Here is a 23,349-nt window from a genome sequence, read left to right as displayed (position 1 = left end):
GCGCGTTCATGGCGGACTGGCTCGCGGCCATCATTCTCGGTCTTGTCGAGGGACTGACCGAGTTCATTCCGGTCTCCTCCACTGGCCATCTCCTGATCACCAAGGAGATGCTGGGCCTCGCGGACGAGCGCTGGGATCCGTTCATCTACATGATCCAGCTGGGCGCCATTCTGGCCGTGGTCGTCCTCTATTTCGTGCGCCTGTGGAAAGTGCTGCTCGGCCTGTTCGGGACGGATCCGTCGGCTCGCCGCTTCGCCATCGCGGTGCTCATCGCCTTCCTGCCCTCGGCCGTCGTCGGTCTGCTGCTCAAGGACGTGCTCTTCGCGGTCCTGTTCAACTCGCTGTTCGTCTTCATCAGCCTGATTGTCGGCGGCGTCGCCCTGCTGCTGGTTGAGCGCCATGCGCCCGCCCCGCGCGAGCATGACGCCATGGCCCTGACCTTCCGCTCGGCGGCGCTGATCGGCCTCTACCAGTGCCTCTCGATCATCCCGGGCGTGTCGCGCTCCGGCGCGACCATCGTCGGCGGCCTGCTGTCGGGCGTCGACAAGCGGGCGGCGGCGGAGTTCTCCTTCTTCCTGGCCATCCCGACCATGGTGGGGGCCTTCGCGCTCAGCCTGTGGGAGACGCGCGATGTCCTGACCGCCGACTTCCTGCAGGTCGTCGCCATCGGCTTCGTCGTCTCCTTCATCAGCGGCGCCTTCGTGGTGAGGACCATGCTGGACTTCGTCAGCCGCCACGGCTTCGCCCCCTTCGCCTGGTGGCGGATCGTCGTCGGCGTGCTCGGCCTCGGCGCGATGGGCCTGGGCTGGTTCTAGGCCGCTTGCCGCTCGACCGCGGCGTTGCGATACTGAGTACGAACGGCACGGGGGAAGGCGGTCCAAATCCGCCACTGTGCCCGCAGCGGTAGGCGGCTCGACTGAGCCGCAAGTCCGAATGCCTGTCCGTTCACGTCGCTCGCCCTGGTCCGGGACCAGATAGGGGCGCGGACCTTCCGTCGCAGCGACGCGATCGGCCGCCGTCCGGACTCCCGGACGATCGCTGTCGCTGAACGGGTCCCACGCGCGGCTCCGCGGGACCAGCGACGGAGCACTGCGCATGAGACGCGCCATCCTTCTGGCCACGGCGGCGAGCGCCCTGGCCTTTGCCGCCCACGCCGAGGACGACCCGACCGAGGTCGGAGAGGTCATCGTCACCGCCACCCGCCTGGAGGCGCCCCAGCCGGAGGTGGCCGGCGCCTACGTCATCGAGGCCGAGCGGATCGAGGAGAGCGGCGCGGTCCTGGCCGCCGACATCCTGGGCGAGATTCCCGGCGTCAGCCTCTACAGCCAGGGCGCCTTCGGCGGCGTCACCTCGGTGCGTCTGCGCGGCGCCGGCCAGGACAAGACCCTGGTCCTGCTCGACGGCGTGCCTCTGAATGATCCGAGCCAGCCGGCCGGCGGCTACGACTTCGCCTCGCTGGAGCTTGGCGATATCGAGCGGATCGAGGTGCTCAGCGGACCACAGGGCTCGCTGTGGGGCTCGGACGCCATCGGGGGCGTGATCGCCTTCACCAGCCGCGAGCTCGACGGCGGGCGCCTGGATGCGGAGGCCGGATCGCTCGGAACCCTGCGCGGCTCCGCGTCCGTCGGGACGCGCTCGGACCGCTTCGCCTTCAGCCTGTTCGCCTCGGCCTATGAGACCGATGGCGTGTCACGCGCCGACGTCCGCGACGGGAACACCGAGGCCGACGGCTTCGAGAACCGGACGCTCGGCGCCAGCGGCCGCATCAACCTTGGCCCCGTCAGCCTCGACGGCCGCGTCCGCTGGAACGACGCGGTCGCCGAACTCGACGGCTATCCCCCGCCGACCTACGCCTTCGGCGACACGGACGAGGTGTCGGACACCGAGAGCACCTCCGGGTTCCTGCGCGGCCGCTTCGACGCGCTCGGCTTCGAGCATGCCCTGACCTGGGCCCGCTCGGACATCGACCGGTCGATCAGCGGCGGCGCTTTCCCCTCGCGCTACACCGGCGCGCGCGAGGCCCTACGCTGGCAGGCGGAACGGCCTCTCTTCTACAACACCGTCGACCTGATCGTCGGACTGGAGCGCGAGGATACCGAGGGCGACCTCTCGATCGGAACCGCCGCCGAACTCGGCGCCACATCGGCCTTCGGCGTGGCGCGCGTGCAGGCGACCGAGCAGCTGTCGGCCTCGCTCAGCGTCCGGTGGGACGACCCGGACGAATACGACGCCGAGACGACCCTCCGGGCGTCGGCCGCCTATGAGCTGGCGCCGGGCCTGACGCTCAGCGGCGCCTATGGCCAGGGCTTCAAGACCCCGACCATCAGCCAGACCGTCTGCGACTTCTGCTTCTCGCTTTCGCCCTATCCGGTGCTCCGGCCCGAGCGGGCGGAAGGTGTCGATCTCGGCCTGTCGTGGCGCTCCTCTGGCGGCGGACGCTCGCTGCGCGCCACCGCCTTCTGGCTGGAGGTGACCGACGAGATCACCTTCCTGTTCGATCCGCTGACGTTCGAGTCCGTCTATGTGAACCTCGCGCGCACCCGTTCGACCGGAGTGGAGCTGGAGGGAGAATGGGCCATCACGCCCTCGTGGGAGATCCGCGCCGCCTACGCCTTCACCGATGCGGAGGACCAGGACGGCGACCGCCTGCTGCGCGTGCCCGAGCATTCCGGCTCGGCGACCGTCAGCTGGACCGGCGGGCCGTGGCGGGCGGCCCTGACGGTGCGCGGCGAGAGCGACCAGGCTGACGCCGGCGGGACGCGCGAGGGCTTCGTCATCGGCCGTTTCGCCGGTGGCTACGCCCTGTCGGACCAGGCCGAGCTGACCCTGCGGGTCGAGAACCTGACGGACGCGGCCTATCAGGAGACGCTCTTCTACGGAGAGGCCGGACGCGCCGTCTATGCGGGGGTCAGGCTGCGCTACTGACGGAGGCAGCCGCCCAGGTCCGGGGATCCAGGGCGGCCGTGTCGTCGAGCGACAGGGCCGTCCAGTCCAGCCTTGGGCTCGGCTGATGCGAGGCGGCGATGATGGCGCGCAGTTCCGCCGCCGAGGTCACCCCCACGATCGCCGCCGAGGCCTCCGGCCGATCGAGCGCGAAGGCCAGCGCCGCCTGCAGCGGATCGGCGCCGGCTTCCGCCAGCGCCCGGCGGATGCGCGACAGCCGCGGTCCGGCCCCGCTCAGGGCCGCCGGCAGGTTCTCACGGTCCAGGAACAGCAGCCCCTGCAGGAAGACCGAGCGCAGGTGCACCTCGACGCCCTGGCTGGCCAGCCGGTCGAGCGTCCCGTCGCGCACCAGCCGCTGGTCCAGCAGGCTGCACGGAACCTGCACGACATCGGCGTTGTAGCGCCGCGCCAGGGTGGCCGGGTCGTCCTCGGCATAGGCGGAAAAGCCGATCTGCTGGAACAGGCCCTCGCCCTTCAGCTTCTCCAGCCGGGCCCACAGGGCGCGCCCCTCGGCGCCGTGCAGGTCCTCGGCCGAATGCACCAGCAACGCCTGCGCCCGCGCCACGCCCAGCCGCTCCAGCGAGCGGCGCGCGCGGTGTTCGATGCGATCCAGCCCCTCGGACAGGCGCAGGGTCTTGGTCACCACCTGGAACGGGCTCGGGAACGGCCAGCTGCGGCCCAGCGCCCGCTCGGCGTCGCCATAGGCCGCCGCCGTGTCGACCAGCGTCACTCCGTTGATGGCGGCGGTGTCGAGAATGTTCAGGACCTCGGTCTCGCCGACCCGGCCGCGCGTGTTCGACACGCCGTAGTCGAGGCCGAACTGGGCCGTGCCCAGCCCGAGGCGGGCGCGATGCGGTTCGGTCATCCGGCGCGCAGCCCCGACCAGCGGGCGCGCTCGACCGCGCGGGGCAGGGCGCGGTCATAGGCCGCTAGCAGATAGGCCACCTCCGAGGGGCCGCAGGCCGCCGACGGCGTGTGGGCGCCGAAGCTCAGCACCCCTTCCTGGGCGAGCGCGTCCGACAGCGCGGCCTCAAAGGCGGGATCGCCCGCCACGACGCTCCAGCTCGGGTCGCCGTAGACCCCCGCGAAGGCGTCCGCGCCGGTTCGGACCAGACGCTGCTCCAGCTCGGCGGCGATCTCGGCGCCGATGATCTGCAGGCGGTGGGCCAGGTCCTCGCGCTCGGCCCTGTCCAGCACCGCGAGCGCCGCCCCGACGGCGGCCGGATCGGGCGCGGGACCCTGACGGCTGATCGCCGACATCAGTTCGATCCGGCCGGTGACGGCCGCAAGCTCCCGGCCGTTGGCCAGGGACGGGCCGAAGACCACGGCGTCGGCGGTGACGCCGGACAGGCCCTGGGCTCCGCCGCGATGCACCCGCAGCGCGCTGCGGCTCTCCTCGAACACCAGCACCACCCCGTGCCGGTCGGACAGCCGCCGGACGGCCTTCAGGAAGGCGGGAGAGGCGTCCAGCGGACGGATGACCAGTGCGGCCATTTCGCCGCCGCGCCGGTCCAGCGTCTCGGCCAGTCCCTCTAGGTCGCCCGAGGCCGAAACCGCCTCGTCGCAGAAATAGGCGCCGTCCCGGCCCGTGGTCGTCTTGGCGGCCAGCAGCACCGCCGCCATGGCCGAGGCGACCGTCGCCTCGAAGGCCACGGCGTCCGCGCCCGGGGTCATCTCCGAAAGCCGCCCGGCCAGCCGGCCGTGCAGCCCGGCCGCCGCCTCGGCCGCCGCCGCCTCGATGTGCGGGTCGTTCCAGCCGATGACCACCCTCCCGGCGGCGTTGCACAGGTCCAGCCGGCGCCGGCCGTCCCGGCCGATCGTCCAGGCCCCGTCGCGCACGGGCGAGAGCTTCAGCGCCGAGGCGTAGTCGGCGGGCGCGGCATGGTCGTTCGCGGGCCGACGGTTGATCCGTCTTTCCCCGTTCGCCGTGACCGAACCCAGGCGCGTCATCGCGCATCCTCCAGGCGGGAAGCCTCGGTAAGGATGATGATCCGGAAACCTTAAGGGACGCTGAGCGGAACCCTTATGGGAGCTTAACCTCCCGCAGGCCCGCCCGACCGCGGCCAAGTTGACAGCGCCACACGCGTCCCCTATCCGCTTTTGCGAACGCTTCGCACTTTCGTTCGCAATCAAGTCGGGTTCTTTGAATATGCATTTCGCTTCGTACCGCCGCCTGCTGCTCGTTTCCGCGGCGGGAATCGCCGTCTCGGGTCCCGTCCTTGCTCACGAGGCTGGGGACATCGAGGACGGCCAGCCCACAACGGTCGCCGAGGTCGCCGTCTATGGCCGCGCGCGCGCCGAGGGCTATGCAGTCGAGAGCACCGCGACGGCCACCCGCACCGACACCGAACTGGAAGACACGCCGCAGTCCATCGCCATCGTCACGCGCCAGGCCATCGAGGACCAGGCCATGGACAGCATGGCTGACGTCGTCCGCTACGTGCCCGGCGTGACCATGGGCCAGGGCGAGGGTCACCGCGACGCGCCGACCATCCGCGGCCAGGCGACCACGGCGGACTTCTTCACCGACGGCGTGCGCGACGACGTCCAGTATTTCCGCGACCTCTACAACCTGGAGCGCGTCGAAGTCCTGCGCGGGCCGAACGCCATGATCTTTGGCCGTGGCGGCGGCGGCGGGATCATCAACCGCGTGACCAAGACGCCCTTCTCGTCGGTCGAACGCGGCCTGTCGCTTGAGCTTGGCTCCTTCGACCATCGCCGCGCGACGCTGGACCTGAACCAGCCGCTGGGCCCGATGGCGTCGGGACGCCTCAACCTCATGTTCGAGGATTCAGAGAGCTATCGCGACTTCGTCGGGCTGGAGCGCTGGGGCGTCAATCCGACGGTGGCCTTCATCCCGAACGACCAGCTGTCGCTCGTGGTGTCCTATGAGCATTTCGAGGACGACCGCACCGTCGACCGGGGCGTGCCGTCCTTCATGGGCCGCCCGCTCGAAACCGATGTCTCGACCTTCTTCGGCGATCCGGACCAGAGCTATTCGACGGCAGAGGTCGACTGGCTGAGCGCGGGCGTCCAGTGGGTCGGATGGAACGGACTGATCATCCGCAACCGGACGGTCTTCGCCGACTATGAGAAATTCTACCAGAACGTCTTCCCGGGCGCCGTCGGCGGCGGCGGTACGACCGTGTCGATCTCGGCCTACAACAACCTGACCGAACGGCAGAACCTCTTCACCCAGACCGACTTCATCTACGAGACGCGCACCGGATCGATCGGCCATCGCCTGCTCGCCGGCTTCGAGCTGGGCCGGCAGGACAGCCACAACTTCCGCGAGACGGGCTATTTCGGCGGGACCGCCACCTCAATCACCGTGCCGGTCGCCTCTCCGACCCTGTTCGGGACCCCGATCACCTTCCAGCAGAGCGTCTCGGACGCCGACAATGACGGTGAGGCGACGGTCTTCGCCGTTTACGTTCAAGACCAGATCGAGTTGACGCCGCAGTGGCAGGTCGTGGCCGGCCTGCGCTTCGACTCCTTCGGTCTCGACCTGACCAACAATCGCACGGGCGCCGTATTCGAGCGCACCGACGAGATGGTCTCGCCACGCCTGGGCCTGATCTATCAGCCGACCGAGGCGCTCAGCTTCTACGCCAGCTATGCGCGATCCTTCTTGCCTGCGTCCGGAGACCAGTTCGCCTCCCTCTCCGCCTCGACCCTGACGCTGGAGCCCGAGGAGTTCACCAACCAGGAGATCGGCGCGCGCTGGGAGCCCGTCGAGGGGCTGATGCTGTCGGCCGCCCTCTACCGCCTAGAGCGCACCAACACGACGGCGAACGATCCGTCCAACCCGGGAGTGATCGTCCAGACCGGCGAGCAGCGCACCGAGGGGCTCGAACTGGGGATCAGCGGCCGGGTCACCGACCGCTGGGAGATCATGGGCGGCTACGCCTGGCAGGACGCCGAAATCACGAGCGCGACGACCGCTGCGCCGGCCGGCCGGACCGTGCCGCTGGTCCCCGAGCACAGCGCATCGCTGTGGAACCGGTACCAGTTCGATGAACGTTGGGCCGCGGGCCTCGGCGTGATCCACCAAGGCGAAGTCTTCACCGGCATCGATAACGCCGTGACCCTTCCCGGCTTCACGCGGGTGGACGCGGCCGTCTTCTATGACGTCTCGCCGCGCGTGCGGGTCCAGATGAACGTCGAGAACCTGTTCGACGCGACCTACTGGTCGACCGCCCACAGCAACAACAACATCACCCCCGGCTCCCCGCGGGCCTTCCGGGTGTCGCTGACCACGACCTTCTGAGGAGGACAGGCGCGGCGGGCCGACCGCCGCGCCCGGGACTTGGGGCTCAGGCCCCGTCCGCGTCCGGCTGGACATCCGGGTGGGCGTCCTGGAAGGCGGGATGCTGCTGCGCCCTCGCGTCGACCGCCGAGATCAGGGGCCAGGCCGACACATCGACGTTGAACCGCCGTGCTGAATAGACCTGCGGGATCAGGCAGCAGTCGGCGATGGTCGGCGCCTCACCCCAGCTCCAGCCGCCGCCGCGTTGTTCGATCAGCCGCTCAAGCGCGTCGAACCCGGGCCGGATCCACTGCTCGGCCCAGGCGTCGGTGTCGCCGCCCAGGCCCTTCACCGCCTTGAGCACCCTCAGGTTGTTCAGAGGATGGATGTCGCACGCGACCAGGGTCGCCATGGCGCGCACCTCGGCCCGGTCCTCCGGACTGGTTCGCGGCAGCAGCGGCGGCTCGGGGAACCGCTCGTCCAGCCAGCCGAGGATCGCCAGACTCTGGGTCACCACCCAGCCCTGGTGCTCGAGCGCGGGAACCAGTCCCTGCGGATTGAGCGCCAGATAGGTCTCGGATTTTTGCTCGCCCTGGCGCAGGTCGTGGGTCCGCTGCTCATAGGCCACGCCCTTGAGGTTCAGCGCGATGCGCGTCCGGTAGGACGTCCCCGAGCGCCAATAGCCGTGCAGGATCATCTTCGCGCCTCAGACCACCGTGAAGGACAGGGCGGGCAGGCCATCGATCTCGGCGCGCACCTCGTCGCCGCGGACCAGCGGCCCGACGCCCTCGGGCGTGCCGGTGAAGATCAGGTCGCCGGGCATGAGCCGCCACAGGCGCGAGGCCTGGGCGACGACCTCGAAGGGGCTCCAGATCATGTCCGACAGGTCGCCCGCCTGACGCGTCTCGCCGTTGACCGACAGCCGGATCGCGCCGTGCGCCTCGGGCAGGTCGCGCTTCAGGACCACCTCGCCGATGGGCGCCGAGAAGTCGAAGCCCTTGGCGGCGTCCCAGGGCCGGCCGTCCTTCTTGGCCTGGGCCTGGATGTCGCGCCGGGTCAGGTCGACCCCGACGGCCCAGCCGGCGATCATGGACCGCGCCTCGTCGGGCGTGACATCGGTCCCCCCATGACCCAGGGCGACCACCAGTTCGACCTCGTGATGCAGGTCCCGCGTCTCGCTCGGGTAGGGCACCTGGCCGCCGAGCGGCACGAGGGCGTCGGCCGGCTTGGAGAAGAAGAACGGCGGCCGCCGCTCCGGATCGCCCCCCATCTCGCGCGCGTGCGCGGCGTAGTTCTGGCCGACGCACAGGATGCGCCGCACCGGCAGCCGGGCGCTGGCTCCGCGGATCGGCAGGGTGACCGGCTCGGCCGGCGGGAACAGAAAGTCGATCATGCGGTTCTCATAGGCGCCGGAGGGGTCCCGCGCCAGCGACCGTCGCCGGCGCGCACCGGAACTCTGCCTAACCTCTAGCGTTCAGAACGAGATGCGCCCATATGGCGTGGACAAGCTTAGCCGGAGACAATGACATGGCCCGTGCCCCCGCCGCGACCGCCGCGACCGCCGATGGCGAGCCCCGCAGCCGCGCCCGCGACAACGTCAAGCGCGACCTCAAGAACCTGAAGAACGACGTCGAGGCCGTTGGCCGCGAGGAGGCCGAGCGCCTGCGCGGCCTTGCCGCCCAGGCCGACGAGAGCGTCCGGGCCCGCACCGCCGAGCTGCGCGACCGCGCCCGCCGGTACTACGACGAGGCCCAGGTCCGTGGCCGCGAGTACTACGATGAAGCCTCCGAGCGCTTCGACGAATATCAGCGCTACCTGTCCGAGCGCGTTCAGGAGCGTCCCCTGCAATCGACCGGCATCGCGCTGGGCGTCGGCGTCATCATCGGCCTGCTGCTGGCGGGCGGTCGGCGCTGATGATTGGCCGGGGGCTGGTCGTCAAGGCGGCGTCGACCGCCGCCATGACGGCCTCGGTCGGCGTGGCCGTGGTCGCGCTCGGCTTCGCCATCTACTACGGCCTCGCCATCGTCCTGATCCCGGCCGCGGCGGCGGCCCTGACCGCGCTGATCTTCGCGATCGCAGCGGGCGTGTGCGCCCTTGTCCTCAAGGGCAAGGCCGCCCCGGACCAAGCCGAGGAGGACGAGCCCGAAGGCCTCACCGATCGCGCCATCCAGCTGTTCCGCACCCGGCCCATCCTGGGCACGGTAGCGGGCCTGGCGGCCGGGTGGATCTTCCTGAGGAATCCTGCGCTCGCCACCATGGTGGCGGCGGCTTTCACCGAGAAGTCGAGGGGAACACGGCGGCCCCGGCGCTGATTTCGAGTCAAGCGCCGAAGGAGTAAGCCCGTGTTCGTTCTGTCCGACCTCCCCTATCCGCACGCCTCGCTGGAGCCGGTCCTGTCCCGGACCACGCTCGAAACTCACCACGGCAAGCACCACAAGAAGTACGTCGACACCCTCAACGATCTGCTTGCGAAGGAAGGCCGCCGGCCTGCCTCGCTTGAGGAGGTCATCCGCGACGCCGGGCCGGGCAAGCTGTTCAACAACGCCGCCCAGACCTGGAACCACGGCTTCTTCTGGGAGTGCATGGCGCCGGACCATGAGGCGCCTTCGGGCGACCTGGCCGGCCTGATCGAGGCCTACGGCGGACTGGACAAGCTGCGCGAGGACTTCGTCACCGAAGGCGCTGGCCACTTCGCCTCAGGCTGGGTGTGGATCACGCTCAAGGATGGCGCGCTCGCGGTCCCCTCGACCCACGACGCCATGAACACCCTGTCCGAGGACGAGGGCTTTCCCCTTCTCGTCTGCGATGTCTGGGAGCACGCCTACTACCTGGACCACAAGCAGGACCGGAAAGGCTTTCTGGAGGCCTGGTTCGACCGTCTGGCCAACTGGCGCTTCGCCGCCTCGCAGCTCTCCGCGGCCCAGTCCGCAGCCCCCGGCTGGACCTATCCGGCGCCCCGCTAAACTTCAGCTTGGCGGGAACAGCCCTGCCGTATCGACGTTCCCCTCCCGGATGCCGCGACGCGGCGTTTCCGAAACTGGAGGAGAAAAGAAATGCTGCGTTGGGCCGTCATTTTTCTGGTCATCGCCCTCATCGCCCTGGCTCTCGGCTTCGGCGGAGTGGCGGGTCTGTCGATGGACATCGCGTGGATCCTGTTCATCATCTTCATTGTGTTGTTCGTGATCTCGCTGGTCGCCGGCAGGTTCCGGGGACCGCGCGTCTAGCGACTGACCAGACACGCTGAAATACAGGCCGCGGCCGGTCAGGGCCGCGGCCTTTTTCTTTGGGACTAGTCGACCCGCCGATCGAGATTCCAGGTCCGCTGCGCCTCGAACCGAGAGCCGGTCCAGGCCAGCGCCGTCACGCAAATCTCGGCTTCGCTCCAGGTGATGCAGTTGAAGCTCGGGGCCATGCCACGCTCCCGCACCGACAGCGTTCCGCACCCGACCGCATAGCAGCGGTGGTCGCCGACACCGATCGGCAGGGCGAATGGCACGTGGACGTGCCCGCTGGCGATGATGTCGACGCCGGCCCCGGCGAAAATCTCGGCCGCCGCCCGCCCCCGCTTCACCTCGCCGGTCATGGGCGCGCCGATCATCTCGATGAGCGGATGATGGCAGGCCAGGATGCGTAGGTGGTCCCGCGGGGTGGCGGCGAGAGCCTCCGCCGCGCGGCGGGTCTGATCCAGATCGATCACGCCCTTGGACCAGTTCAGCCGGGCCTGCCAGCCGCGGGCGGTGGTCACGCCCCGCACCATCAGCTTATCGGTCTCGAACTGATGGTCGTGGGCCGGGTGGCCGGTCGAGGTCTCGAACCGCTTCCATGGCTGGAACAGCCGGTCATAGGCGTTCCAGTAGGGGACGTCGTGATTGCCGACCGTGACGAAGACCGGTTCCGGCATCGCCTTGATCCAGCGCGCCGCTGCCTCGAACTCATCCCTGAATCCCTGCTGGGTGATGTCCCCGGTGATCAGCACCAGGTCAGGCGGCGTCTCGTGACAGTGGGCGAGCGCGGCCTCCACCGCAGCCTTGTTCTCGACCCCGAAATGGATGTCCGAAAGCTGGTAGATGCGTCCGATCAAACTGTCGGCTCCGGTGGCGGTGCGAGCGCGCGGAAGGCGACAGGCTCGAAGGTCACTTCGGCGAAATCGTCCAGACGAATGGTCTCGCCGTCAAGGATGGCCGGAATTCGAGACCCCGCCCAGGCGTGTACGCGCCGGGCCACCTGGGTCGCCACGGCCGGATCGCTGCGCCAGTCCGCGAACAGCGCACGGGCGGCCATGCGGAACGCCTCGCCGGCCCGCGCCGGCGTCATGACGGCGGCCTCGAGGCCATCGGCTTTCTCCACGGCCGTCGAGATCAGGGGAGTGATCAGGACGAGCGCTTCGGCGCGGCGGAGCGGTCCGCGGTCCAGCCGGAATCGCACCCGCCCCGAGAAGGCCCGCTTCAGGGCGCGGCGCCCGTAGAGCCAGGCCAGGCGCGCCTTGCCTTCCCGGATGGCTTCGCGCGCCGGCGCCCAGAGCGCGGGCGAGCCGAGAATAGCCGCACAGTAGAAGGGCTCCTCGCCGACGCGGCCGCCGGGAATGGGCTGCTCGCATCCCCTAGACAACGCCTTGCCCAGCGCCTCCTTCCAGTCCGTCACGCCGTAGACCGCCTTGGGCAGCATGTTCATGGTGCCGCCAGGCAAGGGCGCGATCAGCGGACCCGTCGGTCCAGCGCGGGCCGCGACGGCCCGCACGGTCCCGTCGCCCGCCAGCACGATGACCAGATCCGGCTCAGCGCCGAAAACCTGATCGAGCAGGGACGTAAGACGGCCGCCCTCGAAGATGTGGATGTTGGCCTTCAGACCGAGCTCGTCGAGGACGGCCGCAAGCTCCTCGGCCGCGGTCGCGGAGACGCTGCCCGACTTCGGGTTGACGATGACCTCGATCCGGTCGAGCCGCGCATGAGGGGTCAGCGCCCGAGGCTCGGACGTTGGGCTGAGGTCCATGTCGCCCGAACGAATGGCGAAGCCTGAGGTTCCGGCGGCTCAGGCCGACAGGGGCCTAGTCGCGAGCGAGGTTTTCGGCGGCCTCGTCGGCGGCGCCTTCCACGGCTTGGCCAGCCTGCTGGACAGCCTCGCCGGATTCCTCGACCACCTCCTCGGCCGCCGCGGCAGCTTCCTCGTCTACGTCGTCAGCCGCGCCGGTGACCGTGTTCCACGCAGTGGAAATCCAGCCGTCGATCCGATCACCCGCCGCGCCGACCGAGCGCTCGGCGATCCCGAGACCCGCCGTCAGGGCACCGAACAGCGCCAGCAGGGTCACAATCAGCCCAACCAGAGGATTACCGCCGCTTCTGCGCCGGCCGCGTTCCCACGCGGGACGTCCCCCGTGTTCTCCGTCGTCAGCCATACTCAAGCCCCCTTGAACTCACCCGCCACGCCCACGCAGGCGAGGCCGCCGAAAAGGTTAACGCAACCTTGGCCGGAGTGATAGTCAGGGAACCGTGGCCGCAATCCAGCGTTCTCGCCTGGGGAGCGAATAGGGAGACGATCTCATGAAGAAGGTTTTTGTGGCCGTCGCGGGCGCCGCTCTTGTGGCCGGCGCCTGTACCTCGACGGGTAATGTTGAGCGTAACGCCGCCGGCGGCGCCGCCCTCGGGGCCCTCGCGGGCGCCGTGATCGGCAATAACGTCGGCGACGGCAACGCCGGACGCGGGGCCGCCATCGGCGCCGTCGTCGGCGGCATCGCCGGGGCCGTCCGCGGTTCGCAACAGGACCGCGAAGCCCGCAACCTGTCTCGCCAGTGGGACAGCCGCTATGGCCGGTACTACTACTGCTACCCGGAAGGCGACTGCTACTGGGAAGACGGGACGCGGCGGAACTAGGGCCGGAAGGCTCGGAGGAAGGGCGGTTCGTCGCGAGGCGGGCCGCCCTTTGTCTTGCTTGGAGGGCTGGACGTGAGGGTGATGGTGGGAGCTGCGCTGGTCGCGGCGATGGGGCTGGCCGGGTGCGACACGACCCGGAGCCTGTTTCGGGACAGAAGCGAACTGGTGGCCGAGCCGGCGGTCTGCGTGGCGACGACGCTGCCGGTCTATTTCGATGAAGGGAATGCGAGCCTTACGGGGCCGGCGCGCGAGCTGATCGCCACGACGGCGCAGAGGCTTAGCGGCTGCGAGATCCGGCGGGTCCAGGTCGTGGGCCTGGCGAGCGCCTCGGGCGGGGCGACGAGGAACCTGACGCTGTCGGAGCGGCGCGCGATGGCGGTGACCGAGGCCCTGGCGGCCGAGGGCTGGCCCGCGCCGGTGTTCGAGGTGATGGCGGCCGGCGAGGACGGCGCGGTCCAGGGCGGCGTGGCCGAGCCGGTGCGCCGCCGGGTGGAGCTGCTGATCGAGGCGGCGCCCGGCGCCTGACGGGCAAAAAAGAAGGGCCCCGCAAGGGGCCCGTCAGTTCATCGAGAAATAGAGCGCGGAGGCGGCAGGCTGAAACTAATCAGCCTCAAGTCGGGGGGGCGTCGCCGCCTCCGCAAGCTTAGAAACGGCGTTCCCGAAGTTCGGTTCCGGGCAGGTCCAACTTTTTTTCGCGCGTCCGCGGAATTCGGAACGGCGGCGGATTTCCGGGCGTTGGTAGGGCCTGACGCAAAGCTGATGACCGCAGGCGCTCCATGACCCACGACCCCATGAACGACACTCCCGCCGAGCCGCGCGTGGTCTCGGAAGACCGCGCCAAGCAGGGGCGCAGGGGCCTGCCCGTCCTGGCGGTGCTGGTGGTGGCCGTCGTCCTGTCCGGACTGGCGATGGCGGTGGTCTATCTGTTCAACCACCAGAACGTCGAACAGCACAATGCACGCCAGGCGACCGACGCCGAGCCGTTCGACATGCCGGAAGGCGATTATGCGCGGCAGTCGCCGCCCGGTCAGCAACCGCCCGAAGAGCCGGGCACGCCCTGACGAGACCCAAGGCAAGAAAAAGGGCGGCTCGAACGAGCCGCCCTCTTCGTTTGCGATCCCTGCCTGGCCTAGGCCGCGACGCGCTCGCGCGCCGGATGGAAGAACAGGGCCTGGCCGATCGCCGCCTTAACATTGTCGGGCTGGAACGGCTTGGTGATGAGGAAGGTCGGCTCGGGCCGCTCGCCGGTCAGGAGGCGCTCGGGGAAGGCGGTGATGAAGATCACCGGCACGTCGTAGCGCTTGAGGATGTCCTTGACCGCATCGATGCCCGAGGACCCGTCGGCCAGCTGGATGTCAGCGAGGATCAGACCCGGCCGCTCCTCGGCGACGGCGTCCACGGCCTCCGTGCGGGTGGTGGTGACGGCCACGACCCGATGGCCGAGTTCGCGCACCAGCGCCTCGATGTCGGCGGAGATGACGGCCTCATCCTCGATGATGAGGACGTCGGTAGCCAGTTCGGCGTCGATCTCGGCCTGCGCCTCGGCGATCAGCTGTTCGACCTCGGACACTTCGCCGCCGAGAATCTGGGCGGATTCGCTGGGCGTGAATCCTTCCAGCGCGGTCAGCAGGAAGGCTTGGCGCGAGCGCGGCGGAATGCGCAGCAGCCGGCGGCTGGGATCGTCGCCGGCGTTGGCCGCCTCCATCTCGAGCTGGGCCCCGGTGGTGCCCCAGATGGCGTGGAAGACCTGATACAGCGCCACGCGCGGCGTGACCGATTCCTTCAGCTGAACTTCGCCGGCCGCGACGGCTTCGAGCGCGGCGCGGACATAATTGTCACCCGAGGCCTGGTCCCCCGTGAGCGCCCGCGCATAGCGGCGGACGTAGGGCAGGTGCGGAGCCAGCTTGGCCACAAGACTCATATGAAATCCCCGACAGCAGTGTGCAGGCCCGCGCGGGACCCGATCGTCTCGTGAAACGGCTATGGTCGCGACCGGTTCCCTCGACACGCGGCCAAGCTGCACATTAAATCGCAGCAATCCCGGAACCCCGGCAACCCCCCGGCGTTTCTCGGTCAGTTGCGGCGGGGCAAAACGGGGCGTCTGTGTTTGATATGAACGAAAAACGTGGCTCCGGCCGGAGACCAGCGGACGTGCAATCCCGACGTGAGCCCGACATGGCGGAAGCCCGCCTCCGTCAGCAGGCGATCGGCGTGCGCCTTCGGACCCTGTTCGACGAGGTCGTGAGCGAGCCGGTCCCCGACGAATTTCTCGCGATCCTGCAGAAGGCCGACGAGCGCAAGAAGGGCGGCGCATGAGCGAGGCCCGGACCCGACCGGAGCGCTCAGAGGATGAAGATACGGCTTTCAAGAAAGAGCTGGTCACCCTCATTCCGCATCTGCGCGCCTTCGCCCGGACCCTGACCGGTGACGCCACCGCCGCCGACGATCTGGCGCAGGACGCCATGATGAAGGCGTGGGATGCGCGGGCCAGCTTCCAGATGGGCACCAACATGAAGGCCTGGACCTTCATGATCCTGCGCAACCAGTTCTATTCCGAGAAGCGCCGGTCCTGGCGGCAGTCCCAGCTGGACCAGGAGGCCGCCGAGCGGACGCTGGTGGCCGTGGACGACCCGTCCGCGCCGCTTGCCCTGGACGAGTTGCGCCGCGCGCTTCAGGAGCTGCCGCCGGAACAGCGGGAAGCCCTGGTGCTCGTTGGCGCCGGCGGCTTCGCCTATGAAGAGGCCGCCGAAATCTGCCACTGCGCCGTCGGCACGGTGAAGAGCCGCGTCAGCCGTGCACGCCGCGCGCTGCAGGCGACGCTGGAAGGCGGGCAATACCGTCAGGACGGCCGCGCCGCCGGAGACGCCATGGGGGCCATCCTCGCAGAGGCGGATCGGCTAAGCGGACCGCGCTGACCGTGCTCGCCTGGCGCAAGCTCAGGCTCGGCGCCGGGGTTCAGGGCATCCGCTTCCGGCTCGGCGTGGCCCTTGGCCTGGCGCTGGCCCCCATCCTGGTGCTGAGCGCCCTTCAATCCCGCACGGCCTATGACAACGAGGTGGAGCGGACCCGCACGGAGCTGGTGCGCGCCGCGCGCGCCAGCGCCGCCGACGCCCAGATGCGGATCGACGGCGCGGTGATCATGCTGCGCACCCTGAGGCCCGAGACCATCGGCCTCTACTGCGTGCCGCGCCTGAGGCAGCTGGTTCAGGATCTGGAGGCCTACGACGCCCTGGTCCATCTGGGACGCAACGGACGGGTCACCTGCGCCTCCGGCGACGTGAGGGCCGCCGACGCCCTGATCAACCAGCCGTGGTTCCAGCGGATCCGGAACGGCGAGAGTCTGGTCATCTCGCGCGCGCCCGACGGAGTCTTCTCCGAGAACCCCGCCCTGCTGGCGGCCATCCGTTCGGAACGGCCGATGGGCGCGTTCGACGGCGTCTTCCTGGCCGTGATGCCGCTGGAGGACGTGACTCCCCAGCGTCCCGTGGGCGTGACCCTGGAAGACTCCCAGGTGGCCCTCGTCGACGCCAACGGGATCATCCTCACGGCGACCGATCGGCAGGCCTTTCCCGAAGGGCGCGTGCCGCAAACGAGCCTGAGGTCGGAGCTGACCGACATCGTCGACGCGCGCGGCGACCGCCGCATCGTCACGGCCTCACCGTTCGCCGACGGGGACGTCCAGGTGGTGCTGTCGATCCCGAGCCAGGGCCTGGTCGCCTGGGCTGTCGGTAACGCAGCCGGGGTCTTCTATCTGCCGCTGCTGACCTGGTGCCTGGCGCTGCTGTTCGTCCTGGTGGTGACCGAGCGGGTGGTGGTGCGCTGGCTGCTCTATCTGGAGCGGATCGCGGCCATCTACGCCAAGGGACGATTCAACGTGCGTCCGGTCCAGGCCCGGCACGGCCCAGCGGAGATCCGCAGCCTGGGCCGCACCCTGGATCACATGGTCGACACCATCGTCGCCCGAGACGCCTCGCTTCGCGAGTCGCTCGACGAGAAGGACCGGCTGATGCGCGAGATCCATCACCGGGTGAAGAACAACCTGCAGGTCATCACGTCCTTGCTCAACATGCAGCAGCGGGCGCTGAAGGACCCCGCCGCCCGCCTGGCCATGAATGACACCCGCCAGAGGATCACCGCGCTCGCGCTGATCTATCGGGCGCTCTACCAGTCCGAGAACCTCAAGCGGGTGGACGTCGGCCAGTTTCTGGAAGACCTGGTCGGCCAGCTGATCGCCCAGGACAGCGGCCGGGGCCCCGCGGTGGAGACCCGCGTCGAAGCCGACGCCCTCGTCGTGGATCCCGACAAGCTGGCGCCGATCGCCCTGTGGGCGGTCGAGGCCATCTCCAACGCCCAGAAGCACGCCTTCGCCGGCCGCGGCGGCCTGCTCCAGGTGAGGTTCCGCCGGGGCGAGGAGGACAGCGTGCTGGAGGTCGAGGACGACGGCCCCGGCCCCGTCGACGGTCAAGGCGGCGTGGGCCAGACCCTGATGACCGCCTTCGCGCGCCAGTTAAGGGGGCGCGCCGAGATTCTGTCCGGCGAGGCGGGCGGCGTGCTGGCCCGCCTCACCTTCCCCTCCCCGGAGATCGAAGCCCCCGAGCCGACGGCCGGGGCGGAGGCGGACCGGAACCAAGGCGCCGCCTAGGCATTTCCTGAGACGCAGACCTCCCCAAACTGCAAAGGATCGACCGATGCGCAAAGCGTTTGTTTTCATGGCCGCCGCTGCCGCCCTGGCCGTGGCCGCCTGCAACACCGTCGCCGGCGCCGGCCGCGACGTCCAAGCCGCCGGCGAGGCGGTCGAGGAAACCGCCCAGGACGCGGCCAACTAGGGCTTCGTCAGGACACAGATCAGGCCCCGCCTTTCGGCGGGGCCTTTTTCGTTTGGGGCCGCTGGCGCGGTGGCTTGGCGAGGTCGCACCACGCCCTCATCTTCCGCGCAGACCTTCGCTGCGCTCCGGTGCGCGGAGCCTTCTTCTCCCCTGACGGGGAGAAGAGTTCGCTTAATGGTCGAGACGTTTGCAGGCCGCGAGCACCGTGCGGCAGACGGCGTCGAGATCCTCCATGATCTCGTAGTTCCAGAAGCGGATGACGTGCAGGCCGCGGGCATGAAGGTCCGCGGTGCGGCGTGCGTCCCGGAGGGTATCTGCCGAGTGTTGTCCGCCGTCTACCTCGATGACTAGACCGATCTGAGGAGAGAGGAAGTCGACGTAGTACGGCGGAATGGGGACCTGCCGCTTCCAGCGGTACCCGCCAAGGCCACGGTCGCGAAGGCAGGACCAAAGCCTGCGCTCGGCCGCCGTTTGCTCCCGTCGAAGCTCGCGAGCCCGACTGATCCGTCCCCCCACCATACGGTGACGCTAACCTTCTCCCCGTCAGGGGAGAAGAGGGCCCCGCGCGCCGGAGGCGAAGCCGCAGGCCTGCGCGGGAGATGAGGGCGTGGTCAGACATTGGGGCGACACGCGCCGGATTCCCCTCCTGCGCGGCGCCTTAACCCTGCTTCTCTCCAGGCGTTAAGCCTTGGGTAACCAATGGCCCGCGTTCGCGTTATGAAGCGCCATGAGCGCTCGCGATTTCGCCCGGACCTTCGCCGCCTTCTTCGCCGCCACCGTGGTGCTGACCGGCTGTGACCGGGCCGAGGACACGCCCGAAGCGCCGCCCGCCCCGGAGACTCCCGCCGCGCCCGAGGCGCCCCATCTGCGCTGGGAGCCGATCGCGAGCGGCGAGGGTTCGGCCCTGATGCTGCTGGATCAGGCCGACAACCAGGTGTTCCACATGGCGTGCCTGTCGGCGCCGGCGCGGATGACCGTGAACGTGCCCGGCTTCACCGTGATCGGCAGCGAGGAGCGGCTGACGCTGGGCGTCGACAACGAGGCCTTCGGCCTGGTCGCGGACACCCTGGCCGAGGGACTGGGCGTGCGCGCGGAAGCCGCCATCGATCCCATGCTGCTGGACCGGCTGCCGCGGACGGAGGACATCTCGGCGCTCTACGGGACGCAGCAGGCCGGCCCCTATGAGGCGCCGGACGCCGAGACCCTGGCGAACTTCGTCACGGCCTGCCGCGACATCGCCGCGGGCGGGCAGGGCGCCTGACGCTTCTCCGGGACCGGAACCGCGGCTAAGCTTGGCCGTTATTCCAGCCTTACGGAGGACATCCCATGCGCAAGATCCTGGTTCTCGCCGCCGCCGCGTCGGCGTTACTGGTCTCGGCCTGCAACACCGTCGCCGGCATCGGCCGCGACGTCGAGGCCGCAGGCGAGGCGGTCGCCGAGACGGCGGAGGATGTGCGGAACTAGGGCTTAGGGCTTAGCGAAGCGCCGCACAGCGGCCGGCCCCCCAAGCCCTACCATCCAAGCCCTACGCCCTAGGCCGACACATAGGCCGTCTTGATCTTCGTATAGAACTCGCGCGCGTAGGGGCCCTGCTCGCGCGGGCCGAAGCTTGAGCCCTTGGTGCCGCCGAAGGGGGCGTTGAGGTCGACGCCGGCGGTCGGCAGATTGACCATGACCATGCCCGCCTGCAGCTCGCGCTTGAAGCGCTCAGCCTGCTTCAGCGAGGTGGTGAAGACGCCGGCCGACAGGCCGAACTCGGTGTCGTTGGCGAGCTGGAGCGCGTGGTCGGGATTGTCCGCCGCGATGGCCACCGCGACCGGTCCGAAGATTTCCTCGCGGGCGATCCGCATGTCGTTGGAGGCGTCGGCGAAGAGGGCGGGCGACAGGTAGTAGCCGTCCTTGTCCAGGTTCAGCCGTTCGCCGCCGGCGACGAGGCGGGCCCCCTCGCGGCAGCCGATATCGACATAGTCGAGGTCCTGCTTCAGCTGGCTGTCGGAGACGACCGGGCCGATGTTCGTGGCCGGGTCGAGCGCGTGGCCGACCTTCAGGCCCTTCATGCGCGCGGCGACCTTGTCGACGAACGGGGCGTAGATCGCCTTTTCGACGATGAGGCGCGACGAGGCCGTGCAGCGCTGTCCGGTGGCGAAGAAGGCGCCGTTGACCGCGGCCTCCACGGCGGCGTCGAGGTCGGCGTCAGCGAGGACCACCAGAGGGTTCTTGCCGCCCATCTCGAGCTGGAAGCGCTTGAGGCCGGACGCGCAGGCCTGGGCCACGCGGCCGCCGACGCCCTGGCTGCCGGTGAAGCTGATGGCGTCGATCCCCGGATGGGTGAGCAGGGCCTCGCCGACCCTGGAGCCCCGGCCCATGACCAGGTTGAACACCCCGGCGGGCGCGCCGGCCTCGTGGAGGATCCGAGCGAGCGCCCAGGCCGAGGCCGGGACGAGGTCGGCGGGCTTCATCACCACCGTGTTGCCGTAGGCCAGCGCCGGGGCCGCCTTCCAGGCCGGGATGGCGATGGGGAAGTTCCAGGGGGTGATCAGGCCGACCACGCCGACGGGCTCGCGCCGGGCCTCGACCGCGACGCCGGGACGGGCGCCGGGGATGAGCTCGCCGCCCGAGCGCAGGGGCTCCCCGGCGAAGAATTTGAAGATGCGCGCGGCGCGTTCGACCTCGCCCTTGCCCTCGGCCAGGGTCTTGCCCTCCTCGCGGGCCAGGAGTTCGCCGAGCTCGTCCCGGGCGGCCATCAACCGGTCACCGACGCGGTCGAGCACGTCGCCGCGCGCTTGCGGATCGCGCGACCAGGCCGGAAGCGCCGCGCGGGCGGACTGGACGGCGCGGTCGACGTCCTCGGCCGAGCCCTGCGCGTAGAGGCCGATGACGTCAGACAGGTCCGACGGGCTGCAGTTCTCGGACCAGTCGCCGGCCTCGACCCACTCGCCGCCGATGAGGTTGGCGTGGCGTTCGGTCATCGGGGATCTCCTTGAGTGAGGACGCGCCGGCAGGCGGCGGTCAGGGCGGCTACGTCGGCCGCGTCCTGATAGAGGCCGAAGCCGAAGCGGATGACGTCGTCGCGCACGTCGGTGACCACGCCGTGGGCCAGCAGCGTCTTCTTCCAGCCCTGCGCCTGCGGATGGCGCAGCGCCAGGAAGCGGGCGTGGGGCCCGGGGCCGGTGGGATTGAGAATCTCGGCGTCCGCCAGCGGCCCGGCCTCGCCTGAGCGGACCGCCTGCTCGAAGCGGGCCATCAGGCCATCGGCGTGGGCCGAGACGGCGGCGGTGGTCAGGCCCTCGGCGTCCAGCATCCGGCGCACGGCGTTGAAGCGATAGAGGCCGGAGGGATCGAAGGTCGCGCCCCAGAACCTGCCGCCGTCGGTGGTGTAGCCGACGCCGCCGGGCGGGCCCTGGAGGTCGCCGAACTCGGCGAACCAGCCGGTCAGGACGGGCCGCTCGCCGAAGCCGCGCGGCGCGCGCAGGAAGGCCGCGCCCTCGCCGGCCATGGCGTATTTGTAGCCGCCGCCGACGTAGAAGAGCCGGTCGGCCGCCGGGCTGAGGTCGGTCTCGACCGCCATGAAGCCGTGGTAGCCGTCGAGTAGCACCCAGGGGCCCTCGGGCCGGGCCAGGGCGGCGAGCTCGGCGACGCGCTCGAAGATCAGGCCGGCTCGGAAGAAGACGTGGCTGACGACGATCAGGTCGTGACCGCCCTTCCCGGCCTCGGCCAGGAAGCGGTCGGCGAGCGTGTCGCGCGGCTCAAGCGGAACGCGGGTGACGACGGCGTCACCGGCCTCCTCCCAGCGCGCGGCCTGGCGGCGCAGGGAGTGGAACTCCCCGTCGGTGGTCAGCACGCGCACGGGCCGCCCCGGCAAGGCGGACAGGAGGCGGATCAGGAAGTCGTGGGTGTTCGACGAGAAGACGATTTCCGCAGGGTTCGGCAGGCCGAGCTCGCGGCAGACGTGGCCTTGCGCCTCCGGGATGACCTCGGAGAAGACCTTGTCCCACTTGGTGTCAGCCAGCTCGATCCCGTCGGTCCAGGCCTGCATGTGGCCGTCGAAGCTGGCGTCGGGCCACAGGTGATGGCTGTGGGCGGCGAAATGCAGCCGGCCCGGCGCAGCGGCGAGCGCCTTCGAGAACAGTCGCTTGAAGCTCAAAGCGCCGTCCTCAGGGACCAGAGCTCGGGGAAGCAGCGGCGCTCGAGCGTCTTGGCCAGATAGGCCACGCCCGGAGTGCCGCCGGTGCCCGTCTTCATGCCGATGATACGCTCGACGGTCAGGACGTGCTTGTGCCGCCAGGTGATCAGGGCGTCGTCGAGGTCCACCAGCTTTTCGGCCAGCTGGTACAGGTCCCAGTGGCGTGTGGTGTCGCGATAGACGGTAAGCCAGGCGGCCTCGACGCCTGGGTGCGGCTGGTAGCGTTCGGTCACATCGCGGTTCAGCACGTCGGGCGGCACCTCCACGCCGTGGGCGGCGAGCTGATGCAGCGCGTCGTCATAGAGGCTGGGCTGCTCGAGCGCCTCGACCAGGCCGGCGTGGGCGGCGGGGCGGTCCTCGTGATGGCGCAGGAAGGCGCGGTCCTTGAGCCCCAGCAGGTATTCCAGCTTGCGGAACTGGTCGCTCTGGAAACCCGAGGAGGCGCCCAGCCGGTCGCGGAACTTGAGATAGTCCGCCGGTGTCATCGTCGACAGGATGTCCCAGCTCTGGGTCATCACCGCTTGGATCCGGCTCACCCGCGCCAGGGACTTGTAGGCCGGGACCAGGTCGCCTCGGCGGATCAGCCGCTTGGCCAGGCCGATCTCGTGCAGGATCTGCTTGAGCCACAGCTCCTTGGTCTGGTGGATGATGACGAACAGCATCTCGTCATGCTGGTCGCTCAGCGGATTCTGCGCCGTCAGCACCTGATCCAGCGTCAGGTAGCGGGCGTAGGTCATGTCGCTCATGCCGCTCGTTTAGGCGAAATGGCGCAGCCTGCACACACCCTGTGTGGACGGCCCCAACGCTTGACCTAAGGTCCCTGCGGGTGCGGGAGGCGCAGGCATGAATGCGGAAAGCGGACGGTCTAACGGAGCATGGCGGCTGCTCTTGGCGTTCGCCGTGCTTTCGCTGGCGACGGTGGGACTGGGGGCGCTGATCTGCGCGGGCAGCGGCGTGCCGGCGGGATTGTGGGGCCGGAACCTCGCGGCCTGGGCGGTCGGCGGGGCGCTGGCGGCGGGCCTGGCGATGTTCACGCCGCCGAGAGCCGCACTCATCGCCCTGCCGGTGGCGCTCCTGGGGGTCGGGGCCACACTGTTCGTGACGGGACAGGACGGCGTGCACCGCTGGGTCGCGGTGGGACCGGTCTACGTCAACATGGCGATGCTGCTGTTGCCCGCGGCGGCGGTGGGCTTCGCCTCGGAGACGCGTGGCCGGGGGTGGCCGTGGGCGGTGGCGGTCGCGCTCCTGGCCCTGCTGGGCTGGCAGCCGGATGCGTCCCAG

The 23,349-nt window shown here is 69.8% G+C and carries 28 protein-coding genes, 1 pseudogene and 1 riboswitch; of the genes and pseudogenes, 17 read left to right on the top strand and 12 right to left on the bottom strand.

Annotated elements, in window-relative coordinates; all coding sequences use genetic code 11:
- Positions 1–8 precede the first annotated feature (8 nt).
- On the top strand, positions 9–815 hold the full coding sequence (locus tag Q0M60_RS09100; protein ID WP_296818467.1) for an undecaprenyl-diphosphate phosphatase: 807 nt from the start codon (positions 9–11) through the stop codon (positions 813–815).
- Positions 816–838: 23 nt separating this feature from the next.
- A riboswitch (cobalamin riboswitch) is annotated at positions 839–960 on the top strand.
- A gap of 135 nt (positions 961–1,095) precedes the next feature.
- Positions 1,096–2,925 (top strand): TonB-dependent receptor, encoded by a 1,830-nt coding sequence (locus Q0M60_RS09095; RefSeq protein WP_296818465.1) that lies wholly within the window; start codon positions 1,096–1,098, stop codon positions 2,923–2,925.
- Here the strand turns inward: Q0M60_RS09095 and Q0M60_RS09090 are convergent.
- Complete coding sequence (locus Q0M60_RS09090) at positions 2,909–3,808, bottom strand: aldo/keto reductase (protein ID WP_296818463.1); 900 nt, start codon at positions 3,806–3,808, stop codon at positions 2,909–2,911. The genes Q0M60_RS09095 and Q0M60_RS09090 overlap by 17 nt on opposite strands.
- Positions 3,805–4,893, bottom strand: a complete 1,089-nt coding sequence (locus Q0M60_RS09085; RefSeq protein WP_296818462.1) for an aminotransferase class III-fold pyridoxal phosphate-dependent enzyme — start codon at positions 4,891–4,893, stop codon at positions 3,805–3,807. The genes Q0M60_RS09090 and Q0M60_RS09085 overlap by 4 nt, the downstream gene beginning before the upstream one ends.
- A 199-nt stretch (positions 4,894–5,092) precedes the next feature.
- Here Q0M60_RS09085 and Q0M60_RS09080 point away from each other — a divergent pair, with 199 nt between their 5' ends.
- Positions 5,093–7,213 (top strand): TonB-dependent siderophore receptor, encoded by a 2,121-nt coding sequence (locus tag Q0M60_RS09080; protein WP_296818461.1) that lies wholly within the window; start codon positions 5,093–5,095, stop codon positions 7,211–7,213.
- A gap of 46 nt (positions 7,214–7,259) precedes the next feature.
- On the opposite strand, the gene maiA is transcribed toward Q0M60_RS09080, so the two are convergent.
- Positions 7,260–7,889, bottom strand: a complete 630-nt coding sequence (gene maiA / locus Q0M60_RS09075; protein ID WP_296818460.1) for a maleylacetoacetate isomerase — start codon at positions 7,887–7,889, stop codon at positions 7,260–7,262.
- 9 nt (positions 7,890–7,898) lie between these two features.
- Entirely contained in the window at positions 7,899–8,585 is a 687-nt protein-coding gene (locus tag Q0M60_RS09070; protein WP_296818459.1) for a fumarylacetoacetate hydrolase family protein, read from the bottom strand.
- Positions 8,586–8,719: 134 nt separating this feature from the next.
- On the opposite strand from Q0M60_RS09070, the gene Q0M60_RS09065 reads away from it, so the two are divergent.
- The 4 genes from Q0M60_RS09065 (at position 8,720) to Q0M60_RS09050 (ending at position 10,416) form a co-directional block, all read left to right on the top strand.
- Positions 8,720–9,106, top strand: a complete 387-nt coding sequence (locus tag Q0M60_RS09065) for a DUF883 domain-containing protein (protein WP_296818458.1) — start codon at positions 8,720–8,722, stop codon at positions 9,104–9,106.
- Positions 9,106–9,504 (top strand): hypothetical protein, encoded by a 399-nt coding sequence (locus Q0M60_RS09060; protein WP_296818457.1) that lies wholly within the window; start codon positions 9,106–9,108, stop codon positions 9,502–9,504. Before Q0M60_RS09065 ends, Q0M60_RS09060 begins: the two co-directional genes overlap by 1 nt.
- A 30-nt stretch (positions 9,505–9,534) precedes the next feature.
- Positions 9,535–10,155 (top strand): superoxide dismutase, encoded by a 621-nt coding sequence (locus tag Q0M60_RS09055; RefSeq protein WP_296818456.1) that lies wholly within the window; start codon positions 9,535–9,537, stop codon positions 10,153–10,155.
- A 90-nt stretch (positions 10,156–10,245) separates the two neighbouring features.
- Positions 10,246–10,416: a DUF1328 domain-containing protein gene (locus Q0M60_RS09050; protein WP_296818455.1), complete on the top strand. Its 171-nt coding sequence runs from the start codon at positions 10,246–10,248 to the stop codon at positions 10,414–10,416.
- A gap of 65 nt (positions 10,417–10,481) precedes the next feature.
- On the opposite strand, the gene Q0M60_RS09045 is transcribed toward Q0M60_RS09050, so the two are convergent.
- From Q0M60_RS09045 to Q0M60_RS09035, 3 genes are read right to left on the bottom strand one after another with little or no spacing between them, the layout of a single operon-like run.
- On the bottom strand, positions 10,482–11,273 hold the full coding sequence (locus tag Q0M60_RS09045) for a metallophosphoesterase (RefSeq protein ID WP_296818454.1): 792 nt from the start codon (positions 11,271–11,273) through the stop codon (positions 10,482–10,484).
- Positions 11,270–12,181: a diacylglycerol kinase family protein gene (locus Q0M60_RS09040; protein ID WP_296818453.1), complete on the bottom strand. Its 912-nt coding sequence runs from the start codon at positions 12,179–12,181 to the stop codon at positions 11,270–11,272. The genes Q0M60_RS09045 and Q0M60_RS09040 overlap by 4 nt, the downstream gene beginning before the upstream one ends.
- Before the next feature lie 55 nt (positions 12,182–12,236).
- The gene (locus Q0M60_RS09035) at positions 12,237–12,497 is read right to left on the bottom strand and encodes a hypothetical protein (RefSeq protein WP_296818452.1); all 261 of its coding nucleotides are present in this window, start codon (positions 12,495–12,497) and stop codon (positions 12,237–12,239) included.
- A 232-nt stretch (positions 12,498–12,729) separates the two neighbouring features.
- Between Q0M60_RS09035 and Q0M60_RS09030 the strand changes: the two genes are divergently transcribed.
- The 3 genes from Q0M60_RS09030 (at position 12,730) to Q0M60_RS09020 (ending at position 14,120) form a co-directional block, all read left to right on the top strand.
- Complete coding sequence (locus Q0M60_RS09030) at positions 12,730–13,059, top strand: YMGG-like glycine zipper-containing protein (protein ID WP_296818451.1); 330 nt, start codon at positions 12,730–12,732, stop codon at positions 13,057–13,059.
- Between the two features lie 81 nt (positions 13,060–13,140).
- A complete protein-coding gene (locus Q0M60_RS09025) occupies positions 13,141–13,584 on the top strand; it encodes an OmpA family protein (protein ID WP_296818521.1) in 444 nt (147 codons plus the stop codon).
- A 251-nt stretch (positions 13,585–13,835) separates the two neighbouring features.
- Complete coding sequence (locus Q0M60_RS09020) at positions 13,836–14,120, top strand: hypothetical protein (protein ID WP_296818450.1); 285 nt, start codon at positions 13,836–13,838, stop codon at positions 14,118–14,120.
- A 68-nt stretch (positions 14,121–14,188) separates the two neighbouring features.
- Here Q0M60_RS09020 and Q0M60_RS09015 read toward each other — a convergent pair whose 3' ends face one another.
- Entirely contained in the window at positions 14,189–14,980 is a 792-nt protein-coding gene (locus Q0M60_RS09015) for a response regulator (protein ID WP_296818449.1), read from the bottom strand.
- Between the two features lie 254 nt (positions 14,981–15,234).
- Here Q0M60_RS09015 and Q0M60_RS09010 point away from each other — a divergent pair, with 254 nt between their 5' ends.
- Genes Q0M60_RS09010 through Q0M60_RS08995 form a run of 4 tightly spaced genes read left to right on the top strand, consistent with a single transcriptional unit; the run spans position 15,235 to position 17,885 of the window.
- Positions 15,235–15,375, top strand: coding sequence for a NepR family anti-sigma factor (locus Q0M60_RS09010; protein ID WP_296818448.1), 141 nt, complete (start codon positions 15,235–15,237; stop codon positions 15,373–15,375).
- On the top strand, positions 15,372–15,974 hold the full coding sequence (locus Q0M60_RS09005) for a sigma-70 family RNA polymerase sigma factor (RefSeq protein WP_296818447.1): 603 nt from the start codon (positions 15,372–15,374) through the stop codon (positions 15,972–15,974). Before Q0M60_RS09010 ends, Q0M60_RS09005 begins: the two co-directional genes overlap by 4 nt.
- A 2-nt stretch (positions 15,975–15,976) precedes the next feature.
- A complete protein-coding gene (locus tag Q0M60_RS09000) occupies positions 15,977–17,701 on the top strand; it encodes a sensor histidine kinase (protein ID WP_296818446.1) in 1,725 nt (574 codons plus the stop codon).
- 46 nt (positions 17,702–17,747) lie between these two features.
- Positions 17,748–17,885, top strand: coding sequence for an entericidin A/B family lipoprotein (locus Q0M60_RS08995; RefSeq protein WP_296818445.1), 138 nt, complete (start codon positions 17,748–17,750; stop codon positions 17,883–17,885).
- 171 nt (positions 17,886–18,056) lie between these two features.
- Here the strand turns inward: Q0M60_RS08995 and Q0M60_RS14440 are convergent, their stop codons facing one another.
- Positions 18,057–18,404 carry a DUF559 domain-containing protein gene (locus Q0M60_RS14440; RefSeq protein WP_366855753.1) on the bottom strand — a complete coding sequence of 116 codons (348 nt, stop codon included), beginning with the start codon at positions 18,402–18,404 and terminating at the stop codon, positions 18,057–18,059.
- A gap of 208 nt (positions 18,405–18,612) precedes the next feature.
- Here Q0M60_RS14440 and Q0M60_RS08985 point away from each other — a divergent pair, with 208 nt between their 5' ends.
- Entirely contained in the window at positions 18,613–19,146 is a 534-nt protein-coding gene (locus Q0M60_RS08985) for a hypothetical protein (protein ID WP_296818442.1), read from the top strand.
- A gap of 65 nt (positions 19,147–19,211) precedes the next feature.
- Positions 19,212–19,349 (top strand): entericidin A/B family lipoprotein, encoded by a 138-nt coding sequence (locus tag Q0M60_RS08980; RefSeq protein WP_296818440.1) that lies wholly within the window; start codon positions 19,212–19,214, stop codon positions 19,347–19,349.
- A 68-nt stretch (positions 19,350–19,417) separates the two neighbouring features.
- On the opposite strand, the gene Q0M60_RS08975 is transcribed toward Q0M60_RS08980, so the two are convergent.
- Genes Q0M60_RS08975 through Q0M60_RS08965 form a run of 3 tightly spaced genes read right to left on the bottom strand, consistent with a single transcriptional unit; the run spans position 19,418 to position 22,814 of the window.
- A complete protein-coding gene (locus tag Q0M60_RS08975) occupies positions 19,418–20,854 on the bottom strand; it encodes an aldehyde dehydrogenase family protein (protein ID WP_296818438.1) in 1,437 nt (478 codons plus the stop codon).
- Complete coding sequence (locus Q0M60_RS08970) at positions 20,851–22,029, bottom strand: class V aminotransferase (RefSeq protein WP_296818436.1); 1,179 nt, start codon at positions 22,027–22,029, stop codon at positions 20,851–20,853. Before Q0M60_RS08970 ends, Q0M60_RS08975 begins: the two co-directional genes overlap by 4 nt.
- Positions 22,026–22,814: a tryptophan 2,3-dioxygenase gene (locus tag Q0M60_RS08965; protein ID WP_296818434.1), complete on the bottom strand. Its 789-nt coding sequence runs from the start codon at positions 22,812–22,814 to the stop codon at positions 22,026–22,028. Before Q0M60_RS08965 ends, Q0M60_RS08970 begins: the two co-directional genes overlap by 4 nt.
- Before the next feature lie 142 nt (positions 22,815–22,956).
- Between Q0M60_RS08965 and Q0M60_RS08960 the strand changes: the two are divergent.
- Positions 22,957–23,349, top strand: a pseudogene (locus Q0M60_RS08960) (hypothetical protein); the annotation flags it as partial.

It is taken from the genome of Brevundimonas sp. (assembly GCF_024711105.1).
Classification (GTDB): domain Bacteria; phylum Pseudomonadota; class Alphaproteobacteria; order Caulobacterales; family Caulobacteraceae; genus Brevundimonas.
This window is presented reverse-complemented; position numbering and strand designations above follow the sequence as displayed.

Coding starts and splice junctions, on each gene's coding strand:
- Q0M60_RS09080 (WP_296818461.1), top strand. CDS start 5,093: ATGCATTTCGCTTCGTACCGCCGCCTGCTGCTCGTTTCCGCGGCGGGA.
- Q0M60_RS09040 (WP_296818453.1), bottom strand. CDS start 12,181: ATGGACCTCAGCCCAACGTCCGAGCCTCGGGCGCTGACCCCTCATGCG.
- Q0M60_RS09100 (WP_296818467.1), top strand. CDS start 9: ATGGCGGACTGGCTCGCGGCCATCATTCTCGGTCTTGTCGAGGGACTG.
- Q0M60_RS09065 (WP_296818458.1), top strand. CDS start 8,720: ATGGCCCGTGCCCCCGCCGCGACCGCCGCGACCGCCGATGGCGAGCCC.
- Q0M60_RS08995 (WP_296818445.1), top strand. CDS start 17,748: ATGCGCAAAGCGTTTGTTTTCATGGCCGCCGCTGCCGCCCTGGCCGTG.
- Q0M60_RS09070 (WP_296818459.1), bottom strand. CDS start 8,585: ATGATCGACTTTCTGTTCCCGCCGGCCGAGCCGGTCACCCTGCCGATC.
- Q0M60_RS09095 (WP_296818465.1), top strand. CDS start 1,096: ATGAGACGCGCCATCCTTCTGGCCACGGCGGCGAGCGCCCTGGCCTTT.
- Q0M60_RS09010 (WP_296818448.1), top strand. CDS start 15,235: ATGGCGGAAGCCCGCCTCCGTCAGCAGGCGATCGGCGTGCGCCTTCGG.
- Q0M60_RS09050 (WP_296818455.1), top strand. CDS start 10,246: ATGCTGCGTTGGGCCGTCATTTTTCTGGTCATCGCCCTCATCGCCCTG.
- maiA (WP_296818460.1), bottom strand. CDS start 7,889: ATGATCCTGCACGGCTATTGGCGCTCGGGGACGTCCTACCGGACGCGC.
- Q0M60_RS08980 (WP_296818440.1), top strand. CDS start 19,212: ATGCGCAAGATCCTGGTTCTCGCCGCCGCCGCGTCGGCGTTACTGGTC.
- Q0M60_RS09090 (WP_296818463.1), bottom strand. CDS start 3,808: ATGACCGAACCGCATCGCGCCCGCCTCGGGCTGGGCACGGCCCAGTTC.
- Q0M60_RS09025 (WP_296818521.1), top strand. CDS start 13,141: ATGGTGGGAGCTGCGCTGGTCGCGGCGATGGGGCTGGCCGGGTGCGAC.
- Q0M60_RS08985 (WP_296818442.1), top strand. CDS start 18,613: ATGAGCGCTCGCGATTTCGCCCGGACCTTCGCCGCCTTCTTCGCCGCC.
- Q0M60_RS08965 (WP_296818434.1), bottom strand. CDS start 22,814: ATGAGCGACATGACCTACGCCCGCTACCTGACGCTGGATCAGGTGCTG.
- Q0M60_RS14440 (WP_366855753.1), bottom strand. CDS start 18,404: ATGGTGGGGGGACGGATCAGTCGGGCTCGCGAGCTTCGACGGGAGCAA.
- Q0M60_RS09005 (WP_296818447.1), top strand. CDS start 15,372: ATGAGCGAGGCCCGGACCCGACCGGAGCGCTCAGAGGATGAAGATACG.
- Q0M60_RS08975 (WP_296818438.1), bottom strand. CDS start 20,854: ATGACCGAACGCCACGCCAACCTCATCGGCGGCGAGTGGGTCGAGGCC.
- Q0M60_RS09085 (WP_296818462.1), bottom strand. CDS start 4,893: ATGACGCGCCTGGGTTCGGTCACGGCGAACGGGGAAAGACGGATCAAC.
- Q0M60_RS09020 (WP_296818450.1), top strand. CDS start 13,836: ATGACCCACGACCCCATGAACGACACTCCCGCCGAGCCGCGCGTGGTC.
- Q0M60_RS09030 (WP_296818451.1), top strand. CDS start 12,730: ATGAAGAAGGTTTTTGTGGCCGTCGCGGGCGCCGCTCTTGTGGCCGGC.
- Q0M60_RS09015 (WP_296818449.1), bottom strand. CDS start 14,980: ATGAGTCTTGTGGCCAAGCTGGCTCCGCACCTGCCCTACGTCCGCCGC.
- Q0M60_RS09060 (WP_296818457.1), top strand. CDS start 9,106: ATGATTGGCCGGGGGCTGGTCGTCAAGGCGGCGTCGACCGCCGCCATG.